This is a genomic window from Enterobacter cloacae complex sp. 372C4, from assembly GCF_050030615.1.
Classification (GTDB): domain Bacteria; phylum Pseudomonadota; class Gammaproteobacteria; order Enterobacterales; family Enterobacteriaceae; genus Enterobacter; species Enterobacter intestinihominis.
The window spans coordinates 1,984,977-2,007,698 of sequence record NZ_JBLGUQ010000001.1; the positions used below are offsets into that span (position 1 = coordinate 1,984,977).

Genomic DNA, 22,722 nt, shown 5'->3' on the forward strand with positions numbered 1-22,722 from the left:
GTACATAGAAAAAATATAACCCTCTGTAAATTACAGGGCATGGTGAGCGGCTTCGCTATGCCCAAAATCTGGAGACAGATTGCGATGGATATTCCAGTTACTGCTGCAAAAACCGGGCGTCGTCGTTACCTGACGCTGATCATGATCTTTATTACCGTGGTCATCTGTTATGTCGACCGCGCCAACCTCGCCGTGGCCTCGGCCCATATTCAGGAAGAGTTTGGCATCACCAAAGCGGAAATGGGTTACGTCTTCTCGGCGTTTGCCTGGCTGTATACGCTCTGCCAGATCCCCGGCGGCTGGTTCCTTGACCGCGTGGGGTCACGTCTGACCTACTTTATCGCTATTTTGGGCTGGTCCGTGGCGACCCTGTTCCAGGGCTTCGCCACCGGGCTGATGTCGCTGATAGGCCTGCGCGCCATCACCGGGGTGTTTGAAGCGCCCGCGTTCCCGACCAACAACCGCATGGTGACCAGCTGGTTCCCTGAACACGAACGCGCTTCCGCTGTTGGTTTTTACACCTCCGGGCAGTTTGTTGGTCTGGCGTTTCTGACGCCGCTGTTAATCTGGATCCAGGAGCTGCTGAGCTGGCACTGGGTGTTCATCGTCACCGGCGGGATCGGCATTATCTGGTCGTTAATCTGGTTTAAGGTCTATCAGCCGCCGCGTCTGACCAAAAGCATCACCAAAGCCGAACTGGACTACATCCGCGACGGCGGTGGCCTGGTGGATGGCGATGCGCCCGTGAAAAAAGAGGCGCGCCAGCCGCTGACCAGAGCGGACTGGAAGCTGGTCTTCCACCGTAAGCTGGTGGGCGTGTATCTGGGACAGTTCGCGGTGACCTCCACGCTGTGGTTCTTCCTCACCTGGTTCCCGAACTATCTGACCCAGGAAAAAGGGATAACCGCGCTGAAGGCGGGCTTTATGACCACCGTACCCTTCCTTGCGGCGTTTTTCGGCGTCCTGCTCTCGGGCTGGCTGGCGGATAAGCTGGTGAAAAAAGGCTTCTCACTGGGCGTTGCGCGTAAAACGCCGATTATCTGCGGACTGCTGATCTCTACCTGCATCATGGGAGCGAACTACACCAACGATCCAGTGTGGATCATGACCCTGATGGCGGTAGCGTTCTTCGGGAACGGTTTTGCCTCCATCACCTGGTCGCTGGTGTCGTCCCTGGCACCGATGCGGCTGATTGGCCTGACCGGTGGCGTGTTTAACTTCGTTGGCGGCCTGGGCGGGATCACCGTGCCGCTGGTCATCGGTTACCTGGCGCAGGACTACGGCTTTGGTCCGGCTCTGGTGTATATCTCTGCCGTGGCGCTGATCGGCGCGCTCTCCTACATCCTGCTGGTAGGTGACGTGAAACGAGTAGGCTAATCCCTTCGGATGTTTTACCCTGATGCGATAACCGCGCATCAGGGTATTTTCATGAAACAAATCACCTTCGCTTCCCGCAACCACCAGCTCACCAACATCAACATCTGGACGCCAGACAGCCAGTGGCTTGTCTATGATGTCCGCCCGTCCGGCGCGTCTTTTACCGGTAAAACCATTGAGCGGGTCAACGTCGGTACGGGCGAGGTTGAGGTGATCTACCGTGCGACTGACGGCGCGCATGTCGGCGTGGTGACCGTTCATCCGGCGCAGGACAAATATGTTTTTATCCACGGCCCGAAAAACCCGGATGCAGACTGGCAGTATGATTTTCACCATCGTCAGGGGGTGATTGCGCACAATGGTCAGGTGAGCAATCTTGATGCGATGGATATCACCGCGCCTTACACGGCAGGTGCGCTGCGTGGCGGCACCCACGTTCACGTTTTTAGCCCGAACGGGCAGTTCGTCAGCTTTACCTATAACGACCATGTGCTGCACGCGCGCGATCCGCAGCTGGATTTGCGTAACGTCGGGGTGGCGGCGCCTTTTGGTCCGGTAAACCCACAGGGGAACCATCCGCGGGAATATGCCGGAACCTTCTGGAGCGTACTGGTAAGCCGGACAACGCCGAACCCGCAACCGGGCAGCGATGAGATCAACCGCGCCTATGAAGAGGGCTGGGTGGACAACGACAGGCTGGCGTTTATCGGCGATACGGTGTCTGCGAAAGGCGAGAAAGTGCCCGAACTGTTTATTGTGAACCTTCCCAAGGACGAGCAGGGCTGGAAACGGGCGGGCGATGCGCCGTTGCAGGGGACGCCGGATACAATGCCCGCGCCGCCTGCGGGCGTCATGCAACGCCGCCTTACCTTCACCCATCAGAAGGCGTATCCGGGGCTGGTGAACGTGCCGCGCCACTGGGTGCGCAGCAATCCACAGGGGACGCAGATTGCGTTTTTAATGCGGGACGATAACGGCATTGTGCAGCTGTGGCTTATCTCCCCTGAAGGCGGTGAGCCGCGTCAGTTGACCCACGCTGAGAGCGATATTCAGTCGGCCTTTAACTGGCATCCTTCCGGCAACGGGCTGGGATTTGTGCTTGCAGGCTGCATTGCCTGCTGCGATGCGCAGACCGGAGAGGTGACGTTTTTGACGTCCGATCATGGCAACCCGCCGTCTGCTGACGCTGTGGTGTTTTCCCCGGACGGACGTTTTGTTGCGTGGATGGAAGAGAAGGACGGTTTCCGCCAGCTGTGGCTAACGGAAACCGCACAGAATTAGCGCGGGGTCATCTCTGCGGGTGGGATGACGGAGTTAGTCGCCAGCGTCTCCTGCTCGCTTTTCTCAACGCGCGAACGCACTGAGCTGTCGGTGCGGAACATATCCCACGGCAGCAGAAGCGTATCGGCAACCGCCGTAAACGGCATATCAAGAATCACCAGAGATTTGGTACCCCAGTTTGTCTCATCATCAGAGATCATGGCGGCACTGGCGCGCGTCCCCGGATATGTTCCTTCTTTACCGCCGGTGTGCGACATCACGCTCGAACACCCGCAAAGTAAAACAACCCCGCTGAACGTCGCCAGCTTAATCAGAACATTTCTCATCATCACTCAGTCATCATTAGTAGCACGGCATTGACCTGCAACTCAGGGTTATAGCGAGGCGCGTTCAAAATGGATAGCTCAAAACTCCCGCACTGTGGTCGCCATCGCAATTTAACCCTTTGTGCTGTGCCCCTGAGTCTATGCGACAACCAGCAAAGTGCAAAAAAATCTCACATCAACAGGCTTGAAAAGGCCGTATCCAGACCCATTTTAAGAATGTAACCCGATAACGGACACGCCTGATGGGTGTTCGGGGAAGCAGAAGCCTGTCCATGGTGGAAGGCTACATTTTCTCGCTGATTCCAGGAGTTTTTATCTATGCGTAATTTCGATCTCTCTCCGCTATACCGTTCTGCCATTGGTTTTGATCGTCTGTTCAACCACTTAGAAAACAACCAGAGCCAGAGCAACGGCTATCCTCCTTACAACGTTGAACTGGTTGACGAAAACCACTATCGCATTGCGATTGCTGTCGCCGGTTTCGCAGAGAGCGAACTGGAGATCACCGCGCAGGACAATCTGCTGGTGGTGAAAGGCTCCCATGCGGGCGAGCAGAAAGAACGAACCTACCTCTACCAGGGCATCGCAGAGCGCAACTTTGAACGCAAGTTCCAGCTGGCTGAGAACATCCACGTCAAGGGCGCGAACCTGGTGAACGGCCTGCTGTTTATCGAGCTGGAACGTGTGATTCCGGAAGAGAAAAAACCGCGTCGTATCGAAATCAATTAATTAAGCGGGTCGCGGCTGCGGCCCACCTGAAATTGCTTGCCGTAAAGGGAGCATATGCGAATCCGTAAGGGTTTGCAGGTACAACTGCGCACAAAAATAAACTGTGCCGAACTCGCTTCTCAGAAGGAGATTTAGTATGCGTAACTATGATTTTTCCCCCCTGCTGCGTCAGTGGATCGGTTTTGACAAACTGGCTAACGCGCTGCAAAGCGCAACCGAACAGCAGACGTTTCCGCCGTACAACATCGAAAAAAGCGATGATAACCACTACCGCATCACGCTTGCGCTGGCCGGGTTCCGTCAGGAAGATCTCGACATCCAGCTTGAGGGTACGCGCCTGACCGTTAAAGGGTCACCGGAAAAACCTGACACCGAGACCAAATGGTTGCATCAGGGGCTTGTCACTCAGCCGTTTAGCCTGAGCTTTACCCTGGCAGACCATATGGAAGTTTCTGGCGCGACGTTCACTAACGGGCTGCTGAATATTGACCTCACCCGTAACGTGCCGGAAGCTATCGCGCCGCAGCGCATCGCCATTAGCGACAGGCCGGCGTTAAACAGTTAACAAACCCGCCGAAACTGTAGGTCGGGTAAGGCGCAGCCGCCACCCGACAACGCTCACAGACCGCACAAGGCCCTGCCCCGGCAGGGCTTTTTTGTGCGCCATCGCCCATACAACCGCCGCCAGCTCTGAGAGAATCCTTGATATAACTAAGGTTATGCACAGGATGTGGAACATGAGTGATATCGCGTTAACCGTCAGCGTGTTGGCCCTTGTCGCGGTAGTGGGGCTATGGCTGGGGAATATCAAAATCCGCGGCGTCGGGTTTGGGATTGGCGGGGTGCTTTTCGGCGGGATTTTTGTCGGCCATTTTGCCGACCAGCTTGGGTGGGTGCTCAGCGCCGATATGCTGCATTTCATCCAGGAGTTCGGCCTGATCCTCTTTGTGTATACCATCGGTATTCAGGTGGGGCCGGGCTTCTTCGCTTCCCTGCGCGTCTCCGGTTTACGCCTTAATCTCTTTGCCTTCGGCATCGTCGTGATGGGTGGGCTGGTCACCGCCATTCTGCACAAACTCTTCGCTATTCCGCTGCCCGTCGTGCTGGGCATCTTCTCCGGCGCCGTAACCAACACGCCCGCGCTCGGGGCGGGCCAGCAAATTCTGCGCGATCTGGGTATCCCTGCTGATGTCGTCGATCAGATGGGGATGAGCTACGCCATGGCCTATCCGTTTGGCATTTGCGGTATTTTGCTCTCCATGTGGCTGGTGCGCGTGCTGTTCCGCATTAACGTCGAGCAGGAGGCGAAAGAGCATGAAAGCACGCTGACCAACGGCCATGCGCTTATTAAAACCATCAACATTCGCGTCGAAAACCCCAACCTGAATAATATGGCGATACAGGATGTCCCCATTCTGAACAGCGCGACCATTATCTGTTCACGCCTGAAACGTGACGACACGCTGATGGTGCCTTCACCTGACACACTCATTCAGCACGGCGATCTCCTGCATCTGGTAGGGCAACCGGCGGATTTAAACAATGCCCGGCTGGTGATTGGTCAGGAGGTGGATACCTCGCTCTCAACCCGTGGAACGGACATGCGCGTGGAGCGCGTGGTAGTGACCAATGAGAAGGTCCTGGGCAAGAAAATACGCGATTTGCAGGTAAAAGAGCGTTATGACGTGGTGATCTCCCGGCTAAACCGCGCTGGTGTCGAGCTGGTGGCCAGCCAGGATGCCAGCCTGCAATTCGGTGATATTCTCAACCTCGTCGGGCGTCCTTCATCCATTGATGCCGTAGCGGACATGGTGGGCAACGCCCAGCAAAAACTCCAGCAGGTGCAGATGCTGCCGGTCTTTATCGGCGTCGGGCTTGGCGTCATGCTTGGCTCCATCCCCCTGTACGTGCCCGGCTTCCCGGTAGCCCTGAAGCTGGGGCTGGCAGGCGGGCCGCTCATTATGGCGCTGATCCTCGGGCGTATCGGCTCCATCGGTAAGCTCTACTGGTTTATGCCGCCGAGCGCTAACCTGGCGCTGCGGGAGTTGGGCATCGTGCTGTTTCTGGCGGTGGTGGGACTGAAATCCGGCGGCGATTTTGTCGATACCCTGGTTAACGGCGAAGGGATGAGCTGGGTAGGCTACGGCATATTCATTACCGCCATCCCGCTGATAACGGTCGGATTACTGGCGCGTATGTTCGCTAAAATGAACTATCTCACGCTGTGCGGCATGCTGGCCGGTTCCATGACCGATCCGCCCGCCCTGGCGTTCGCCAATAACCTGCACGCCACCAGCGGCGCGGCGGCGTTGTCCTACGCCACGGTCTATCCGCTGGTGATGTTTTTGCGCATTATCACCCCGCAACTACTGGCGGTGCTGTTCTGGGGGATGGGCTAATAAGTCTTCCGGGTGGATACGCCGCAGATGGTAGTCCACCTGGTAATCGCTGGTGTTCCTGAACATCACGGAATAGTTGAGGAACTCGCCGCTGTCGCTGTAGGAAAGAGAGGTGATGCGCAGCAGCGGCGTCTGTTCCGGCAGATTCATATAACCGGCCAGCTGTTTATCTGCCAGCACTGGCGTCAGGCTCTCGTAGTTGCCGCTAATGGTGATCCCGCACTCCTTCTCGATGTAATCAAATTTAGACCCTTCGAGATGCGCCAGGGAAAGATTGCGGAACAGCTTCACCGGCATAAAGCTGTCCTCCAGCATCAGCGGTTTTCCGTCCACGTAACGTACCCGCCTTGAAAAATAGATCCGCTCATCAACCTGAATCCGCAACTGGCTGGCGATGGCGGGCGGCGCGGGCATCACTTCAAACTGCAACACCTTGCTCTGCACTTCTTTCCCCTGCTGGCGCAGTACCTCCACCAGCCCGGTCAGGTTAGTCGTTTCATGATGAACGTCTTTGCGCGCCACGAACGTCCCGCTGCCGTGTCGACGTTCAACCAGCCCCCAGCTTACCAGCAGATCCAATGCCTTGCGGATGGTCATCCGGGCTACGCCAAACTCCTTTGCCAGCGCTTTTTCGCCGGGTAACGGGCTGCCAATGTTGTAGTCCGACGAATTGAGTCGTAGCCGCAATCTGTCGGCAATAGATTTGTAGATCACCTGTAGACCTCTGTTCGCCCGTTATGGCGTGGATTACGTCTTAACTTGTCCATATTTGCTATCAAAAGTAGACCTGATTGGTCAAATTAAAACCATGAATGCGATCACGAATCGCAGCGGCACGCCATGTTCCCGCATCAGTAACTTCTTATGCTCACCTCAGGCCAGTAAAAAATCATAAAGGCCTCTACCCCTACAGGTTGTTTCATGAGGATTTAAAAATGCTCAGTCAAATACAACGTTTTGGCGGCGCCATGTTCACCCCGGTTTTACTGTTTCCCTTTGCCGGGATCGTGGTCGGGATCGCCATCATGCTTCGCAACCCGCTGTTTGTCGGCGAAGCTTTAACGGCCCCCGATCATCTGTTCGCGCAGATTGTTCACATCATCGAAGAGGGCGGCTGGGCGGTGTTCCGCAATATGCCGCTGATTTTTGCTGTCGGCTTACCGATTGGCCTGGCAAAGCAGGCGCAGGGCCGCGCCTGTCTGGCGGTGCTGATTAGCTTTCTGACCTGGAACTACTTTATCAACGCGATGGGGATGACCTGGGGTCACTTCTTTGGCGTCGACTTCTCTGCTGAACCCACTGCTGGCAGCGGGCTGGCGATGATTGCCGGAATCAAAACGCTTGATACCAGCATCATCGGGGCGATTATCATTTCCGGGCTCGTCACCGCCATCCACAACCGATTTTTCGACAAGCCGTTGCCGGTCTTCCTGGGGATTTTCCAGGGCACCTCGTTTGTCGTTATCCTCGCGTTTTTCGTGATGATCCCCTGCGCCTGGCTGACGCTGCTGGGCTGGCCGAAAGTGCAGATGGGCATTGAGTCCCTGCAGGCGTTCCTGCGCTCTGCCGGTGCGCTCGGCGTATGGGTCTATACCTTCCTGGAACGCATTCTGATCCCAACCGGATTGCACCACTTTGTCTACGGCCCGTTTATCTTCGGCCCGGCGGCGGTAGAGGGCGGCATTCAGGTCTACTGGGCTCAGCACCTGCAGGAATTCAGCCAGAGCACTGTGCCGCTAAAAACACTGTTCCCTGAAGGCGGCTTCGCCCTGCACGGCAATTCGAAAGTGTTTGGCTCGGTCGGGATTGCGCTGGCGATCTGGTACACCGCGTCGCCGGAAAACCGCGTCAAGGTTGCGGGGCTGCTGGTTCCGGCCACGCTTACCGCCGTGCTGGTGGGTATTACCGAACCGCTGGAGTTCACCTTCCTGTTTATCTCGCCGTTGCTGTTTGCCATCCACGCCGTGCTGGCCGCAACGATGACGACGGTGATGTATACCTTCGGGGTGGTGGGGAACATGGGGGGCGGTCTGCTGGACCAGTTCCTGCCGCAAAACTGGATCCCGATGTTCCATAACCACGCCTCGACGGTATTCACCCAGATTGGCATCGGCCTCTGCTTCACCGCTCTCTATTTCGTGGTCTTCAGGACGCTTATCGAACGTCTGAATCTGAAAACGCCGGGCCGGGAAGAGAGCGAAATCAAGCTCTACAGCAAGGCCGACTATAAGGCGGCGCGTGGGCAAACCACCGCCCCGGCAGCAGCCAGCCAGCAGGTCGGACAGGCCGCTGGGTTCTTACAGGCGCTCGGCGGCGCAGCAAATATCGAAAGTATCAATAACTGCGCCACCCGCCTGCGTATCGCCCTGGTGGATATGACGAAAACCCAAAGCGACGACGTCTTCAAAGCCCTGGGCGCACACGGTGTGGTGCGACGCGGCAACGGCATTCAGGTGATTGTCGGTCTGCACGTTCCTCAGGTGCGCGACCAGCTGGAATCGCTGATGAAAACCCCTTTAACAAACGAACAAACCACTCTGACAGAGGCTATATCATGAAAAAATTCTCAGTTGTTATTGCAGGCGGCGGCAGTACATTCACGCCTGGTATCGTCCTGATGCTGTTAGCCAACCGTGACCGTTTCCCGCTGCGTGCGCTGAAGTTCTATGACAATGACGGAGCACGTCAGGAGGTTATCGCCGAGGCGTGCAAAATCATCCTCAGGGAGCAGGCGCCTGAGATTGAATTTAGTTACACCACCGATCCGAAAGCAGCCTTTACCGATGTGGATTTCGTGATGGCGCATATTCGCGTGGGCAAATACCCGATGCGTGAAAAAGATGAAAAAATCCCGCTGCGCCACGGCGTGCTGGGCCAGGAAACGTGCGGGCCGGGTGGCATCTCCTACGGCATGCGCTCCATCGGCGGCGTGCTTGAGCTGGTAGATTATATGGAGCAGTACTCCCCGAAAGCGTGGATGCTGAACTACTCCAACCCGGCGGCGATTGTCGCGGAAGCCACGCGCCGCCTGCGTCCGAACGCGAAAATCCTCAACATCTGCGACATGCCGATCGGCATTGAAGGCCGTATGGCGCAAATCGTCGGCCTGAAAGACCGCAAAGAGATGCGCGTGCGCTACTACGGTCTGAACCACTTCGGCTGGTGGACGTCGATTGAAGATCTGAACGGAAACGATCTGATGCCGAAACTGCGCGAATACGTGGCGAAAAACGGTTATGTTCCGCCTTCGGAAGATGTGCATACTGAAGCGAGCTGGAACGATACCTTCGCCAAGGCCAAAGACGTACAGGCGCTGGATCCGGACACCATGCCGAACACCTACCTGAAGTATTACCTGTTCCCGGACTATGTGGTCGCCCATTCCAACCCGGAGCGTACCCGCGCCAATGAAGTGATGGATCACCGTGAGAAGCATGTATTCAGTTCATGCCGGGCGATTATCGAAGCCGGTCATTCTTCTGCCGGTGAACTGGAAATCGACGAACATGCGTCGTACATCGTCGATCTGGCGACCGCGATTGCCTTTAACACCCAGGAACGCATGTTGCTGATTGTGCCTAACAATGGGGCTATCCATAATTTTGACGCCGACGCGATGGTAGAAATTCCGTGTCTGGTCGGCCACAACGGACCGGAGCCGCTGACCGTGGGTGATATTCCTCACTTCCAGAAAGGGCTCATGAGCCAGCAGGTGGCGGTGGAAAAACTGGTGGTGGACGCCTGGGAGCAGCGCTCGTATCAGAAACTCTGGCAGGCGATTACCCTGTCGAAAACCGTACCGAGCGCATCGGTGGCGAAGGCGATTCTGGACGAGCTGATTGAAGCTAATAAGGATTACTGGCCAGAGCTGCACTAATCTTTCTGACCGGCATCGCCAGATGCCGGTCTCCTTGTCCTGGCTGAATTACGCTATGCTGAAGCCTGCATGCTGCACGACAAGGAACCTTCATGAACATTTCCCGCCTCGGTGAAGCGCCGGACTACCGCTTCTCACTGGCTAACGAACGCACGTTCTTAGCGTGGATCCGCACCGCCCTGGGCTTTCTGGCCGCAGGCGTCGGCCTTGATCAGCTCGCCCCCGATTTTGCCACTCCGTTGATTCGCGAAGTGCTGGCCCTGCTGCTGTGCCTGATTGCCGGCGTGCTGGCGATTTATGGCTATCTGCGCTGGCTGAGAAATGAAAAGGCGATGCGTCTGAAGCAGGATCTCCCCTACACGCGCGGTTTGCTCATCATCAGTACGATTTTGCTGATGGTTGCGGGCGTAGTGATGTTACTGGTGCTGTATGCCGGATAGCCGCAAAGCGCGGCGGGAAGCGGACCCCGGGCTTCAGCCGGAGCGAACCTCGCTGGCCTGGCTGCGCACGCTGCTTGGGTATGGTGCGTTGATCGCGCTTGCCATTAAGCACAACTGGCACCGCACGGGGGCGCCATTCTGGATCTCCATTGTTGTGCTGGCGCTGGTAGCCATCATTTTATGGCGCTACACCCGCAGCCGTAACCTGATGGACGTGGCGCAGAGCGACTTTGTACAGCCGAAGGCGGTGCGGGATAAGTTCCTTATCGCCCTGGCCGTGCTGTCGCTGTCACTGCTGTTTGCGGTCACCCACATTCAACAAATTTTGCACCTGTAGGCCGGGTAAGGCGCAGCCGCCACCCGGCATATTTACTTCCCTTTCGCTAAATATTTCGCCATCTCGTCTTCCGGCACCATGCCGCCGCCGGTCGCCCAGACCAGGTGTGTAGTGTTAGCATTCGCCGTTATGCGTACCGGCCCGGCCATCCCCGCCAGCGCCGACGGCTCCAGACGAATGCCTTCTTCCTGCGCCAGCCAGCCGAGCAGGTCGTACATGCTTTGATCTGAGAGGGTATAGAACCCGTCAAGCAGACGCTCCATCGCGCGGCCCACGAAGCCGGACGCGCGACCTACCGCCAGACCGTCCGCCGCCGTCACGTTATCAATACCCAGATCCTGCACGGCGATTTCATCGTGCAGCCCGGTGTAAACGCCCAGCAGCATGCACGGGGAGTGCGTGGGCTCGGCGAAGAAACAGTGGACGTTATCGCCAAAGGCCAGCTTCAGGCCAAACGCCACGCCGCCGGGGCCGCCGCCGACGCCGCACGGCAGATAGACATTCAACGGATGTTCAGCATCCACCGCGCGCCCCTGCGCGGCAAACTGCGCTTTCAGGCGCTCACCTGCAACCGCGTAGCCCAGGAACAGCGTGCGTGAGTTCTCATCGTCAATAAAGAAACAGTTTGGATCGCTTTCCGCCGCTTTGCGCCCTTGCTCCACCGCCACGCCATAATCCTGCTCATATTCCACGACGATCACGCCGTGGCTGCGCAGTTTGGCTTTCTTCCACTCGCGGGCGTCGGCGGACATATGCACCGTGACCTTAAAGCCGATGCGCGCGCTCATAATGCCGATGGACATCCCCAGGTTGCCGGTTGAACCCACCGCGATGCTGTACTGGCTGAAGAAGGCTTTAAAGCGTGGCTCCAGCAGGATACTGTAGTCATCTTCAACGCTCAGCAACCGGGCTTCCAGCGCCAGTTTTTCCGCGTGGGCCAGCACTTCATAGATACCGCCGCGCGCTTTAATGGAGCCGGAAATCGGCAGATGGCTGTCTTTTTTCAGCAGCAGCGTGCCTGGAATGGCCTTGCCGGACTCTTTCTCCAGCCGCTTTTGCATCGCCGGGATAGCGACCAGTTCGGATTCGATAATCCCGCCCGTTGCCGCCGTTTCCGGGAAGGCTTTCGCCAGATACGGCGCGAAGCGTTTCAGGCGCGCATGCGCGTCGTCCACGTCGGCTTTGGTCAGCCTGACATATGGCAACCCTTCCGCCAGCGTCGTGGTGTTCGGATTAAGCCAGGTGATCTCTTTCAGGGCAATCAAATCCGCCAGCAGCGGAAACCGGTCAATGAGGCCGGTCAGGTCAGTCGTTTTCATAATCTGTCTCAGAATTTAGTTCGTCTTGACTCTACACCAATTGTGAAAAAGCATGCTAAATACAGAGTAAAGCATTTGATTATTTGCAAGGGGCGTCGTGTTAAAGCCGTTAATTGTCACCGTGTTAGCGCTCGCTTCCGGCTGGGCCTGTGCCGCTGAGCCACCCCTGACGGCTGCCCGTTACGCGCAGATGTTGGGCGTCGGAATGGATGTCGACTGGGCCCGCACCGAGCGCGGTATACGCGAATTCGACCCGTTGGTGGTCCGTGATTTCCAGGCGAAAGGCATACATCATGTCCGTATTCGGGTGGCGGGCGAACCGACGGAAGCGCGGTTGATTCACCTGCGTAAGCTGGTGGAGGCTTGCGAGCAATACGGCGTCATCCCCATCATCGCTTATCAGGCCGATGAATATAAAAACGACCCGAAAGCGGATACCGAAAAAGCGGTGATCAACTGGTGGATTGCCGTGGCGCACTATTTTGGTCAGCGCTCGCCGTTGCTGGGGTTTGACCTGATCTACGAACCGGCGGACAAGCTCAACCACAACGTTGCTTCGCTCAACCGGGTGTATGAGAAAGCGATCAAAGACATTCACGCCATTGATGCCAGCCGCATGATTTTTATCGCCCCTCGTCTGCGCGCCGCGCCGGAGGATTTATCCAGCCTGAAGCTGCCCGCACACAGCCAGAATTACCTGCTGGCGGAATGGCATATTTTCCCCTGGGGTCCGCTGAAAACGAACGGCAAATACCCGTGGACGTCCGGAACCGCGGCTGAGAAAGCGGCTATCCGTAACCGAATCAATGCCGCGCTGCACTGGCAGCAAAAAACCGGGCACGTTAGCTGGGTCGGGGGCTGGGGCGTGGGGGAGTCAAACCACCTCACGCCAACCGCTTCGCAAATGGCCTTCGCCAACTTTATGGCCTGCGAGCTGCAAAAGGCGAAAATCCCGTATGCGCTTAACGCGGACTTCCAGTTTTATGACGGGGAAGAGGGTGCCTGGCGGCCTGCGCCAGAGCCGTTATTACAGGCGATGATTGCGCCCGTGTGTGAAAAGTCCGGCGAGAAGCCGGGCCATCATGCGGTTAAACCGGCTGTTCGTGATGCGGGACGCGCGACGCCAGCGGCAGCCAGCACAGCAAAATCAGCAGCCCCATCAGGGTCATCAGCAGGCCCAAACTCGCCTGCCCGGTCTGCGGCATCATAGCCGAAAGCCAGGCCAGCGCGCCGGAACCGATATTCTGTAAACCGCCGACCAGGGCACCAGCCGTGCCCGCGTGGAACGGGAACGGCTCCATTGCGCCGCTGGTGGCGAGCGGGAACAGCATGCCCGCGCCGAAGAAGAACAGCGCCGCCGGGATGAGCAACGTCCAGACCGACATCACGTCAAACAGCCCCGGGATCCACATCATCAGCCCGGCCAGTAGACAGCTGATCACCGACTGCCACATCAGCGTAGAGAAGCGTTTGTTCGGACGTCCGGCGAACCATGCGCCGAAGAACGCCGCCGGGATCGGCAGAATAAACAAAATGCTCACCACCATGCTGCTCAGGCCAAGGCCTGCGCCCAGCAGCACGCCGGAACAGGCTTCAAACACCGCAATGCCCGCCAGGCCGCCGATTAGCATCAACAGATAACAGGTAAAGGACCCATTACCGAACAGCGTTTTGTAGCTGGCGATGAGCTTCGTGCGCGGCGCGTCCTGCGGACGTGTTTCCGGCATCCAGCGCGCCATGCTGAAGGTGACAATAATGCACAGCACCAGCAGGAAGGCGTAACAGGCGCGCCAGGACCAGACGGTGTCCAGCAGACCCCCAATCAGCGGGGCGAGCAGCGGGCTGACCAGAATGCCCATATTTAACAGACTGTTGGCGTGGCGAAGTTGGGTGCCCTGGTACATATCACGCGGCAGGGTACGCGCCATGACCCCGCCGACGCCGGTGCCCACGCCCTGGAGGGCGCTGGCGGCAATCAGGATGGTCAGGCTGTGCGTAGTAATGGCAATCACCGTCGCCACCATGAAAATGCTCATGCCCACCAGAATGACCGGACGACGCCCGACGCGATCGGACAGGGGACCATAAACCAGCTGTGAAACGCCATAGGTCAGCAGGTAGGCTGCCATCACGCTCTGTACCGCACCTTCGCGGACGCTCAGATCTTTTGCCATATCGGCAATCGCCGGAATGTAGATGGTTTGCGCCATCTGCCCGACGGCCACCAGTAACACCAGCATCAACAATAAGTTCACGTTCCGTTGCTTTTTCATGTCGCTGAATACTTTTGCCAAAAGAGATAAATAAAGAATAAGTGACTACGCATTCCCATAAATGCGCGAGGAATCTACCACAGAGAGATGACAATTTAAGTATTACTGTGATGAATGACAGAAGGCGTGAAGGCAGGATTTGTAAACAAGATCGGCAACTAATGTTGCCAGCGAATTACGCCAGGCGCAGCAGGACCGCACCGGCTGCAATACCCAGCGCCGCCGCGATGCGCAGGCCCACAACCTTCTCTTTTAAAAGCACAAATGCGATGAATGCGCCGAAGAGAATTGAGGTTTCACGTAGTGCGGCGACCACCGCCAGCGGCGCCTGGGTCATCGCCCAGAGTGCCAGACCGTAAGATCCCATCGTCCCGACGCCGCCGAGCAGTGTAACGCACAGGAGACGAACAAATATGGCCAGCTTGCGGCAGTCGGCTGGGGAGAGAAAGGCAGTAAAATCAGGGCAATAAGCGCGGCTGAACCGCTGACCCCGATCGCCGAGTAGAGCTTGTCCGTTCCGGCTTTAACGATGGCGTTCCAGCTGGCATGCAGCAGTGCGGCGAACAGTAAAATGCAGAAAACGGTGATGGACATGGCGGATCGGTTGGTGAAATGTCATCCAACTGTAACATTCCCCCGTCGAGGCTGCCAGCCGCTTACACTGCGCAAAAAAGGCGGTGCGTCACCCGGGGCTCGTCTGACACAAGCCTGAAGCCCGCCCGATGATAAAATCCGTACGCGGTTTCCGGCGCATGGGTATTAAGAAAATCAAACCAGATGCTGGCATCCGCCATCACCACGGTCAAAAGTTGTTTTCCAATCCCCAGCCCACGGCACTTTTCGCTGACGTAGAGATGACGAATACGTCCGGCGCGCGGCTGCTGGCTGAATGGATCGCGATTTAGACCGCACACGCCCACCAGCCTGCCGTTAAGAAACGCACCCAGCAGCTTTTCACCCGGCGCGTTAAAGCGATTCTCACCGCGCTGCCAGTTCTCTTCCAGCCTGCGCAGCATATTGAAATTTAACGCGATACTCTCGGCCTTCAGGGCGATATAGCCCGGTTCATCGGGCGTGACGGGCTCAATTAACAGACGCGACATAGCATTCCCTCGTTATTAAAGAGGGGCGGTTGCCCGCCCCTCTCAGGTGCGACTTGAACCTGAATCACTTAACGTATTTCAGGACAGCATCAAGCAGTTGCAATACAGCAACAATGAGTTTGAGGACAAGTATGACCATATCCACGACGCTCATACGCGTCTCCTTTTGGTTAAAAGGAGCACGATGCTGGCGTACCTTTCCGCCGCCTGTGGCCAGCACCTGGATTGACGTAACACAGTGTGCTCACTTCAGGGGTTAAGGCACTGACGGCACCACCCGTTTCAGCCAGGACTTCGTTGCGCCGGTAAACTGCGGCCCCTCGCTCACTGCGAACACCCTCAGTATAGATAAATACTGTATGTATGAACAGTATTTTATGGACAAATTTTGGAAGGCGATCCATACTCAAAAACGTCAAAATCCGTGCCGGAATTGCGCGTTCGTCTTCGATCGCGTATACTTTTCGCGTTGACGTAACACAGTGTGTTCTGCGGCAACCAACCGCAAAACCCTGATAAAAACCTCGCTTAGGCGGGGTTTTTTGTTTTCTGACGAAGTGAAAATAGTATCCTCCGTTGACTTATTGGCAATAGGTGTTATCGTTGCCATAATGGCAACGGACGCGGCAGGCAAGCAGGATGCATTTAATCTCAATGAAGGCAATTTTGGATGCGGTAAGCCAGTTCCCGCAATACAGAGAAGAGCTTCTCTTTTTAGGACGAGTTATTGAAAAGAGCCACTGCCCGACGCCCGCTGCACTGAGAAAACTTTTCCCAACGCTGGATAACTTCAAGTATCTTGATAAGCATTATGTTATTGATATTGCAAATAACAATCTCAGAGTAGTGGCTCTCATATTCTTTGAAAGCCAAAAGTTTTATGTGCGCCATGTTTTTACTCATAAGGAATATGACCGTTTTACGGAGAAACATCGCACTAAGGGGAAGAAATGATGATCGTCGCTGATGCAATGAAAGCTACGCACGCCCTTGTTGCGGCCGTTCCTTTACTGGGTGAACAGCCGAGCGAGAAAGATTATAAGGATGCGCTTGAGCTGGTTGAGTATCTCCTTATGAACGAGCCCAATAGCCCCTTGCTGGATATTGTTTGCGCCAGAATTAGCCATTACGAAGCTAATCGGCCAGAGATAGTCGCATTACGCAAGGAGATGGAGTCCGTTCCCGTCGGAATTGCAGTTTTGAGAACCTTGATGGATCAATACAATCTGACGATATCGGATTTTAAGGATGAAATTGGTAGTAAATCGATGGTTTCACGGGTTCTGAATGGTCAGAGACAGCTTACTCTGAACCATATTAAAAAGCTGGCGGTCAGATTTGGGGTATCACCTGCGCTATTTATTGAGTGAGTAAAAACCCTTTATTGAGTGTCATCGCCCAACAAACAAAACGTGATCCCTGACGCATTTTTGCGCAGTTGAAAATATTTCCATTGTCACATCCGAAAACCTGTGTTTGTATAAATTCTATCAATGATTCCAAACACAGGTCCCCAATGACTTCATCCATCTTCACTTCGACCCTACTAAAAACTGCGCAACCTGCCGCAGTGGTCGTCGTGCGTGTGGTGGTGGTCGTCGGCAATGCGCCGTAGGGACTGGATCAACACACGAATCCAAAACCCCGCCGGCGCAAACCGGGCGGGGTTTTTCGTTTAAGAGCCTCCCCGGAAAGTCGGCCCAGAAGAAAAGGACTGGAGCATGGCAAGTTCGGGCACAACATACACAAAAACGCGTTTTACAGGCGCGCAGCTGATTGTTCATTTACTGGAACGACAAGGCATCACCACCGTTGCGGGCATCCCGGGTGGGACCGTGCTGCCGCTGTATGATGCGTTAAGCCAAAGCACACAGATCCGCCACGTGCTGGCGCGCCACGAGCAGGGCGCAGGCTTTATCGCTCAGGGCATGGCGCGTACCCAGGGTAAACCGGCGGTCTGTATGGCCTGCAGCGGGCCGGGCGCCACTAACCTGGTGACCGCCATCGCCGATGCGCGCCTCGACTCCATTCCGCTGATCTGCATTACCGGCCAGGTGCCGTCCTCGATGATCGGTACCGATGCGTTCCAGGAAGTGGATACCTACGGTATCTCTATCCCCATCACCAAACATAACTATTTAGTTCGCGATATCAGCGAGCTGCCTCAGGTGATCAGCGATGCGTTTCGCATTGCCCAGTCTGGCCGCCCGGGTCCGGTGTGGATAGACATTCCTAAGGATGTCCAGACCGCAGAAATTGAGATCGACGTCCTGCCCGAGCCGGGCAAGCGTGCCCCGGCGCCGGAATTCAGCGTTGAGAGCGTGCGCGATGCCGCCGCCATGATTAACGCGGCCAAACGCCCGGTGCTCTATCTGGGCGGCGGGGCGATCAACGCCGCGGATGAAATCCGTCAGTTCGCTGAAAAAGCCAGCCTGCCTACCACCATGACCCTGATGGCGCTCGGCATGCTGCCAAAAGCGCACCCATTGTCTTTAGGGATGCTGGGCATGCACGGCGCGCGCAGCACCAACTACATCCTGCAAGAGGCGGATTTGCTGATTGTTATGGGGGCGCGTTTTGATGACCGGGCGATTGGCAAAACCGAGGAGTTCTGCCCGAACGCCAAAATCATTCACGTGGATATCGACCGCGCCGAGCTGGGTAAAATCAAGCAGCCGCACGTGGCGATTCAGGGCGATGTGGCCGAGGTGCTGGCACAGCTGATCCCACAGACGGAGGCAACCGACCGCACCGACTGGCGCCAGCTGGTGGCCGATCTGCAACGCGAATTCCCGGGCGCTATCCCAACCGAGGGCGACCCGCTGAGCCACTATGGCCTTATCAACGCCGTTGCCGCCTGCGTGGATGACAGCGCGATTATCACCACCGACGTCGGCCAGCATCAGATGTGGACCGCCCAGGCGTATCCGCTTAACCGCCCGCGCCAGTGGCTGACCTCCGGCGGCCTTGGCACCATGGGCTTCGGCCTGCCAGCAGCGGTTGGCGCGGCGCTCGCCAACCCGGACCGTAAGGTGATCTGCTTCTCCGGTGACGGCAGCCTGATGATGAACATTCAGGAGATGGCGACGGCAGCCGAAAACCAGTTAGACGTCAAAATCATTCTGATGAACAACGAGGCGCTGGGCCTGGTACACCAGCAGCAGAGCCTGTTCTATAAGCAGGGCGTGTTTGCGGCGACCTATCCGGGGATGATCAACTTCATGCAGATTGCCGCTGGTTTTGGCCTGCACACCTGCGATCTGAACGCCGAAGAAGATGCCCACGCGGCGTTGCAGGATGCGATTTCTCGCCCTGGCCCGGCGCTGATCCACGTGCGTATCGACCCTGAACAAAAAGTGTATCCGATGGTGCCGCCGGGTGCGGCCAATACTGAGATGGTGGGGGAATAAGCCATGCAGAAACAATGTGATAATGTCATTCTGGAACTCACCGTCCGCAACCACCCTGGCGTCATGACCCACGTCTGCGGGCTGTTTGCCCGACGTGCGTTTAACGTGGAAGGCATTCTGTGCCTGCCGATTCAGGGCAGCGAGCACAGCCGCATCTGGCTACTGGTGAACGACGACCAGCGTCTGGAGCAGATGATGGCGCAGATCGACAAGCTGGAAGATGTCACCAAAGTGGCACGCAACCAGTCCGATCCCACCATGTTTAACAAAATTGCGGTGTTTTTCGAGTAAATCACTTAAGGTAAAAGGCTTTTGCCGGATGGCGCTGCGCCTATCCAGCCTGCAAGGACGTTACACGTAGGCCGGATAAGGCGTTTACGCCGCCATCCGGCGTGTTCACGCATCAGGATCAAACCATGACCACCATCGCCCTTATCGACGACCACCTTATCGTCCGCTCCGGCTTTGCCCAGCTTTTAAACCTCGAACCGGATTTTCAGGTCGTGGCCGAGTTTGGCTCCGGTCGCGAGGCGCTGGCGGGCCTGCCGGGACGCGGGGTGCAGGTCTGTATCTGCGACATCTCAATGCCGGATCTCTCCGGGCTGGAGCTGTTAAGCCAGCTGCCGAAAGGGATGGCGACCATTATGCTCTCGGTCCACGACAGCCCGGCGCTGGTCGAGCAGGCGCTCAACGCGGGCGCGCGCGGCTTCCTCTCTAAACGCTGTAGCCCCGACGAGCTGATTGCCGCCGTGCGCACCGTCTCCACCGGCGGCTGCTACCTGACGCCGGATATCGCCATCAAGCTGGCGGCGGGACGGCAGGATCCGCTCACCAGACGCGAGCGTCAGGTGGCAGAGAAACTTGCCCAGGGCATGTCGGTGAAAGAGATTGCCGCGGAGCTGGATCTGTCCCCGAAAACCGTGCATGTTCATCGCGCCAACCTGATGGAAAAACTCAACGTCAGTAACGATGTCGAGCTGGCGCGCCGTATGTTTGACAGCTGGCAATGAGCCCCGTTTTTTCACGGCTGATCGCCGTCGTCGCCAGCTTTTTTATCTTCTCCGCCGCATGGTTCTGCCTGTGGAGCATCAGCCTGCATCTGGTGGAACGCCCGGAGCTGGCGGTGCTGCTTTTCCCCTTTGGCCTGCGTCTGGGACTGATGCTTCAGTGCCCGCGCGGATACTGGCCCGTTTTGCTGGGCGCAGAGTGGCTGATGCTGATCTGGCTGGCGCAGGAAGTGGCGCTGGCGCATCTGCCTTTATTGATGACCGGAAGCCTGCTCACGCTTATCCCGGTCGCCCTGATTTCCCGCTACCGTCACCAGCGCGACTGGCGCACGCTGCTGCGTCAGGGGGCGGCGCTGATTGCCGCCGCGCTGTTGCAGTCCCTGCCGTGGGTGGGCGAAAAGGAGGGGCTCAACGCCCTGCTGCTGACCCTCACCGGCGGCCTGACGCTGGCACCGACCTGCCTGGTTTTCTGGCACTACCTCACCAGCACCGTCTGGCAGCCGCTCGGCCCGGCGCTGGTCTCCCAGCCGGTGAACTGGCGCGCCCGGCACCTGATCTGGTATCTGCTGCTGTTTGTGGTGAGCCTGTGGTTGCAGCTTGGTCTCCCCGCTGAATTATCACGCTTCACGCCGTTTTGTCTGGCGCTGCCGATCATCGCCCTCGCCTGGCACTACGGCTGGCAGGGGGCGCTGATCGCGACCCTAATGAACGCCATCGCGCTGATCGCCAGCCAGACCTGGCACGATCATCCGGTAGATCTGTTGCTCTCGCTGCTGGCCCAGAGCCTGACCGGGCTGCTGCTGGGGGCGGGCATCCAGCGCCTGCGCGAGCTGAACCAGTCTCTGCAAGCCGAGCTGGCGCGCAACCGCCGTCTGGCGGAGCGTCTGCTGGAGACGGAAGAGAGCGTGCGGCAGGAGGTCGCCCGCGAGCTGCACGATGACATCGGCCAGACCATCACCGCCATCCGCACCCAGGCGGGCATTGTCCAGCGCCTGGCGGCAGAAAACGCGGGTGTGAAGCAGGGCGGGGCGCATATCGAACAGCTTTCGCTGGGTGTCTATGACTCCGTTCGTCGCCTGTTAGGGCGGCTGCGTCCGCGCCAGCTTGACGATCTCTCGCTCGAGCAGGCGATACGCTCTCTGATGCGCGAGATGGAGCTGGAGAGCCGCGGGATTGTCAGCCATCTCGACTGGCGCATTAACGAACCTGCGCTGAGCGAAGGCCAGCGTGTGACGCTGTTCCGCGTCTGCCAGGAAGGGCTGAACAACATCGTCAAACACGCCAGTGCCAGCGCGGTCACGATCCAGGGCTGGCAGCAGGACGAGCGCCTGATGCTGGTGATTGAAGACGACGGCTGCGGCCTACCGCCGGGATCCGGCCAACAGGGCTTTGGCCTGGCGGGGATGCGCGAGCGCGTGAAGGCGCTGGGCGGCACGCTGACGATCTCCTGCACCCACGGGACGCGCGTCAGCGTCAGTTTGCCGTTAAGGACGTACCATGTTTAAAACCCCGGCCAGCGCCGCCCCGCTAGGCAACAAAGCGGAAATCGACGCCCGCTATCGCTACTGGCGACGTCATATCCTGGTCACTATCTGGCTCGGCTACGCGCTGTTCTACTTCACCCGCAAAAGCTTCAACGCCGCCGCGCCGGAGATCCTCGCCAGCGGCGTGATGGCGCGCACCGATATCGGCCTGCTGGCGACGCTGTTTTACATCACCTACGGTCTGTCGAAGTTCTTCTCCGGCATCGTCAGCGACCGCTCCAATGCGCGCTATTTCATGGGCGTTGGGCTGATCGCCACCGGCGTGGTGAACATCCTGTTTGGCTTCTCGACGTCGCTGTGGGCCTTCGCCCTGCTGTGGGCGCTGAACGCCTTTTTCCAGGGCTGGGGCGCGCCGGTCTGCGCCCGTCTGCTGACCGCCTGGTATTCGCGCAATGAGCGCGGCGGTTGGTGGGCCGTCTGGAACACCGCGCATAACGTCGGCGGAGCGCTGATCCCGATGGTGGTGGGGGCTGCCGCGCTGCACTACGGCTGGCGTGCGGGGATGATGATTGCCGGTGGCCTCGCGATTGTCGCCGGGCTGTTCCTCTGCTGGCGCCTGCGCGACAGGCCGCAAACCGTCGGCCTTCCACCGGTGGGCGACTGGCGGCACGACGAGATGGAGATCGCCCAGCAGCAGGAGGGGGCCGGGCTGTCCCGCCAGCAGATCCTCACCAAATACGTACTGAAAAACCCCTACATCTGGCTGCTGTCGCTCTGCTACGTGCTGGTCTACGTGGTGCGCGCGGCCATCAACGACTGGGGCAACCTGTACATGTCCGAGACGCTCGGTGTGGATCTGGTGACCGCCAACTCGGCGGTGACCATGTTTGAACTGGGCGGGTTTATCGGCGCGCTGGTGGCGGGCTGGGGCTCGGACAAGCTCTTCAACGGCAACCGCGGGCCGATGAACCTGATCTTCGCCGCCGGAATTTTGCTCTCCGTCGGCTCGCTGTGGCTGATGCCGTTCGCCAGCTACGTGATGCAGGCGGCGTGCTTCTTCACCATCGGTTTTTTCGTCTTTGGCCCGCAGATGCTGATCGGCATGGCGGCGGCAGAGTGCTCCCACAAAGAGGCGGCAGGCGCGGCGACGGGCTTTGTCGGGCTGTTTGCCTACCTCGGCGCATCGCTCTCCGGCTGGCCGCTGGCGCGGGTGATCGACATCTGGCACTGGAGCGGGTTCTTCGCGGTGATCGCCATCGCGGCGGGCATCTCCGCCCTGCTGTTGCTGCCGTTTTTGCACGCGCAGGCACCACGCGAAGCGTGACGCGCCTCACCTTTTGCTGTCGAGTCGCGCAAAACT

The 22,722-nt window shown here is 57.8% G+C and carries 23 protein-coding genes, 2 pseudogenes and 1 other annotated feature; of the genes and pseudogenes, 18 read left to right on the plus strand and 7 right to left on the minus strand.

The features are described 5' to 3' along the window. Positions 1 to 39 precede the first annotated feature (39 nt). Complete coding sequence (locus tag ACQG11_RS09525) at positions 40 to 1,377, plus strand: MFS transporter (RefSeq protein ID WP_161496779.1); 1,338 nt, start codon at positions 40 to 42, stop codon at positions 1,375 to 1,377. A gap of 51 nt (positions 1,378 to 1,428) precedes the next feature. Further along, entirely contained in the window at positions 1,429 to 2,658 is a 1,230-nt protein-coding gene (locus ACQG11_RS09530; protein WP_426728329.1) for a DUF3748 domain-containing protein, read from the plus strand. On the opposite strand, the gene ACQG11_RS09535 is transcribed toward ACQG11_RS09530, so the two are convergent. Next, on the minus strand, positions 2,655 to 2,987 hold the full coding sequence (locus ACQG11_RS09535) for a YceK/YidQ family lipoprotein (RefSeq protein ID WP_426728330.1): 333 nt from the start codon (positions 2,985 to 2,987) through the stop codon (positions 2,655 to 2,657). The two genes, ACQG11_RS09530 and ACQG11_RS09535, sit on opposite strands and share 4 nt — an antisense overlap. A 247-nt stretch (positions 2,988 to 3,234) precedes the next feature. Further along, positions 3,235 to 3,309, plus strand: a sequence feature (ROSE (Repression Of Heat Shock gene Expression) occurs in the 5'-region of heat shock genes and acts as an RNA thermometer to modulate expression.). Between ACQG11_RS09535 and ibpA the strand changes: the two genes are divergently transcribed. From ibpA to ACQG11_RS09550, 3 genes are all read left to right on the plus strand, one after another. After that, positions 3,303 to 3,713, plus strand: a complete 411-nt coding sequence (gene ibpA, locus ACQG11_RS09540) for a small heat shock chaperone IbpA (RefSeq protein ID WP_003861094.1) — start codon at positions 3,303 to 3,305, stop codon at positions 3,711 to 3,713. It overlaps the preceding feature by 7 nt. Positions 3,714 to 3,849: 136 nt before the next feature. Then, complete coding sequence (gene ibpB, locus ACQG11_RS09545; RefSeq protein ID WP_022646539.1) at positions 3,850 to 4,278, plus strand: small heat shock chaperone IbpB; 429 nt, start codon at positions 3,850 to 3,852, stop codon at positions 4,276 to 4,278. 172 nt (positions 4,279 to 4,450) lie between these two features. Continuing rightward, positions 4,451 to 6,112 carry a putative transporter gene (locus ACQG11_RS09550; RefSeq protein WP_032626695.1) on the plus strand — a complete coding sequence of 554 codons (1,662 nt, stop codon included), beginning with the start codon at positions 4,451 to 4,453 and terminating at the stop codon, positions 6,110 to 6,112. Here ACQG11_RS09550 and ACQG11_RS09555 read toward each other — a convergent pair. Further along, on the minus strand, positions 6,080 to 6,826 hold the full coding sequence (locus ACQG11_RS09555) for a GntR family transcriptional regulator (RefSeq protein ID WP_022646541.1): 747 nt from the start codon (positions 6,824 to 6,826) through the stop codon (positions 6,080 to 6,082). The genes ACQG11_RS09550 and ACQG11_RS09555 overlap by 33 nt on opposite strands. Positions 6,827 to 7,047: 221 nt before the next feature. On the opposite strand from ACQG11_RS09555, the gene ACQG11_RS09560 reads away from it, so the two are divergent. From ACQG11_RS09560 to ACQG11_RS09575, 4 genes are all read left to right on the plus strand, one after another. Continuing rightward, positions 7,048 to 8,670: an alpha-glucoside-specific PTS transporter subunit IIBC gene (locus ACQG11_RS09560; RefSeq protein ID WP_426728331.1), complete on the plus strand. Its 1,623-nt coding sequence runs from the start codon at positions 7,048 to 7,050 to the stop codon at positions 8,668 to 8,670. Beyond that, on the plus strand, positions 8,667 to 9,989 hold the full coding sequence (locus ACQG11_RS09565; RefSeq protein WP_426728332.1) for a 6-phospho-alpha-glucosidase: 1,323 nt from the start codon (positions 8,667 to 8,669) through the stop codon (positions 9,987 to 9,989). The genes ACQG11_RS09560 and ACQG11_RS09565 overlap by 4 nt, the downstream gene beginning before the upstream one ends. A gap of 92 nt (positions 9,990 to 10,081) precedes the next feature. Continuing rightward, positions 10,082 to 10,429: a YidH family protein gene (locus ACQG11_RS09570; protein WP_003861080.1), complete on the plus strand. Its 348-nt coding sequence runs from the start codon at positions 10,082 to 10,084 to the stop codon at positions 10,427 to 10,429. Further along, positions 10,419 to 10,766 (plus strand): DUF202 domain-containing protein, encoded by a 348-nt coding sequence (locus tag ACQG11_RS09575; protein ID WP_022646545.1) that lies wholly within the window; start codon positions 10,419 to 10,421, stop codon positions 10,764 to 10,766. Before ACQG11_RS09570 ends, ACQG11_RS09575 begins: the two co-directional genes overlap by 11 nt. Before the next feature lie 32 nt (positions 10,767 to 10,798). Here the strand turns inward: ACQG11_RS09575 and dsdA are convergent, their stop codons facing one another. After that, entirely contained in the window at positions 10,799 to 12,085 is a 1,287-nt protein-coding gene (gene dsdA / locus ACQG11_RS09580; RefSeq protein WP_426728333.1) for a D-serine ammonia-lyase, read from the minus strand. Between the two features lie 97 nt (positions 12,086 to 12,182). Between dsdA and ACQG11_RS09585 the strand changes: the two are divergent. After that, positions 12,183 to 13,268: pseudogene (locus tag ACQG11_RS09585) on the plus strand (cellulase family glycosylhydrolase); the annotation flags it as partial. On the opposite strand, the gene emrD reads toward ACQG11_RS09585, so the two are convergent. The 4 genes and pseudogenes from emrD to tisB form a co-directional block, all read right to left on the minus strand. After that, positions 13,174 to 14,358, minus strand: a complete 1,185-nt coding sequence (emrD, locus tag ACQG11_RS09590; RefSeq protein ID WP_069597078.1) for a multidrug efflux MFS transporter EmrD — start codon at positions 14,356 to 14,358, stop codon at positions 13,174 to 13,176. The pseudogene ACQG11_RS09585 and the gene emrD sit on opposite strands and share 95 nt — an antisense overlap. A gap of 175 nt (positions 14,359 to 14,533) precedes the next feature. Beyond that, positions 14,534 to 14,952, minus strand: a pseudogene (locus ACQG11_RS09595) (EamA family transporter). A gap of 62 nt (positions 14,953 to 15,014) precedes the next feature. Then, entirely contained in the window at positions 15,015 to 15,461 is a 447-nt protein-coding gene (locus tag ACQG11_RS09600; protein WP_023298965.1) for a GNAT family N-acetyltransferase, read from the minus strand. Positions 15,462 to 15,525: 64 nt separating this feature from the next. Continuing rightward, the gene (gene tisB / locus ACQG11_RS09605; RefSeq protein WP_022646551.1) at positions 15,526 to 15,615 is read right to left on the minus strand and encodes a type I toxin-antitoxin system toxin TisB; all 90 of its coding nucleotides are present in this window, start codon (positions 15,613 to 15,615) and stop codon (positions 15,526 to 15,528) included. A 485-nt stretch (positions 15,616 to 16,100) separates the two neighbouring features. Between tisB and ACQG11_RS09610 the strand changes: the two genes are divergently transcribed. The 8 genes from ACQG11_RS09610 to ACQG11_RS09645 all read left to right on the plus strand — a co-directional run bounded on the left by ACQG11_RS09610 (position 16,101) and on the right by ACQG11_RS09645 (position 22,686). Further along, a complete protein-coding gene (locus tag ACQG11_RS09610) occupies positions 16,101 to 16,415 on the plus strand; it encodes a type II toxin-antitoxin system HigB family toxin (RefSeq protein ID WP_022646552.1) in 315 nt (104 codons plus the stop codon). Beyond that, on the plus strand, positions 16,412 to 16,831 hold the full coding sequence (locus tag ACQG11_RS09615) for a helix-turn-helix domain-containing protein (protein ID WP_023305145.1): 420 nt from the start codon (positions 16,412 to 16,414) through the stop codon (positions 16,829 to 16,831). The genes ACQG11_RS09610 and ACQG11_RS09615 overlap by 4 nt, the downstream gene beginning before the upstream one ends. Before the next feature lie 146 nt (positions 16,832 to 16,977). After that, entirely contained in the window at positions 16,978 to 17,076 is a 99-nt protein-coding gene (ivbL, locus tag ACQG11_RS09620) for an ilvB operon leader peptide IvbL (protein WP_057979964.1), read from the plus strand. Between the two features lie 106 nt (positions 17,077 to 17,182). Next, a complete protein-coding gene (gene ilvB / locus ACQG11_RS09625) occupies positions 17,183 to 18,871 on the plus strand; it encodes an acetolactate synthase large subunit (RefSeq protein ID WP_426728334.1) in 1,689 nt (562 codons plus the stop codon). Between the two features lie 3 nt (positions 18,872 to 18,874). Continuing rightward, entirely contained in the window at positions 18,875 to 19,162 is a 288-nt protein-coding gene (ilvN, locus tag ACQG11_RS09630) for an acetolactate synthase small subunit (protein WP_015570113.1), read from the plus strand. A 125-nt stretch (positions 19,163 to 19,287) separates the two neighbouring features. After that, positions 19,288 to 19,881, plus strand: coding sequence for a transcriptional regulator UhpA (gene uhpA, locus ACQG11_RS09635; protein WP_022646555.1), 594 nt, complete (start codon positions 19,288 to 19,290; stop codon positions 19,879 to 19,881). After that, positions 19,878 to 21,383, plus strand: a complete 1,506-nt coding sequence (gene uhpB / locus ACQG11_RS09640; RefSeq protein WP_426728335.1) for a signal transduction histidine-protein kinase/phosphatase UhpB — start codon at positions 19,878 to 19,880, stop codon at positions 21,381 to 21,383. Before uhpA ends, uhpB begins: the two co-directional genes overlap by 4 nt. Next, positions 21,376 to 22,686, plus strand: coding sequence for an MFS transporter (locus tag ACQG11_RS09645; protein ID WP_023298969.1), 1,311 nt, complete (start codon positions 21,376 to 21,378; stop codon positions 22,684 to 22,686). The genes uhpB and ACQG11_RS09645 overlap by 8 nt, the downstream gene beginning before the upstream one ends. Positions 22,687 to 22,722: the final 36 nt, after the last annotated feature.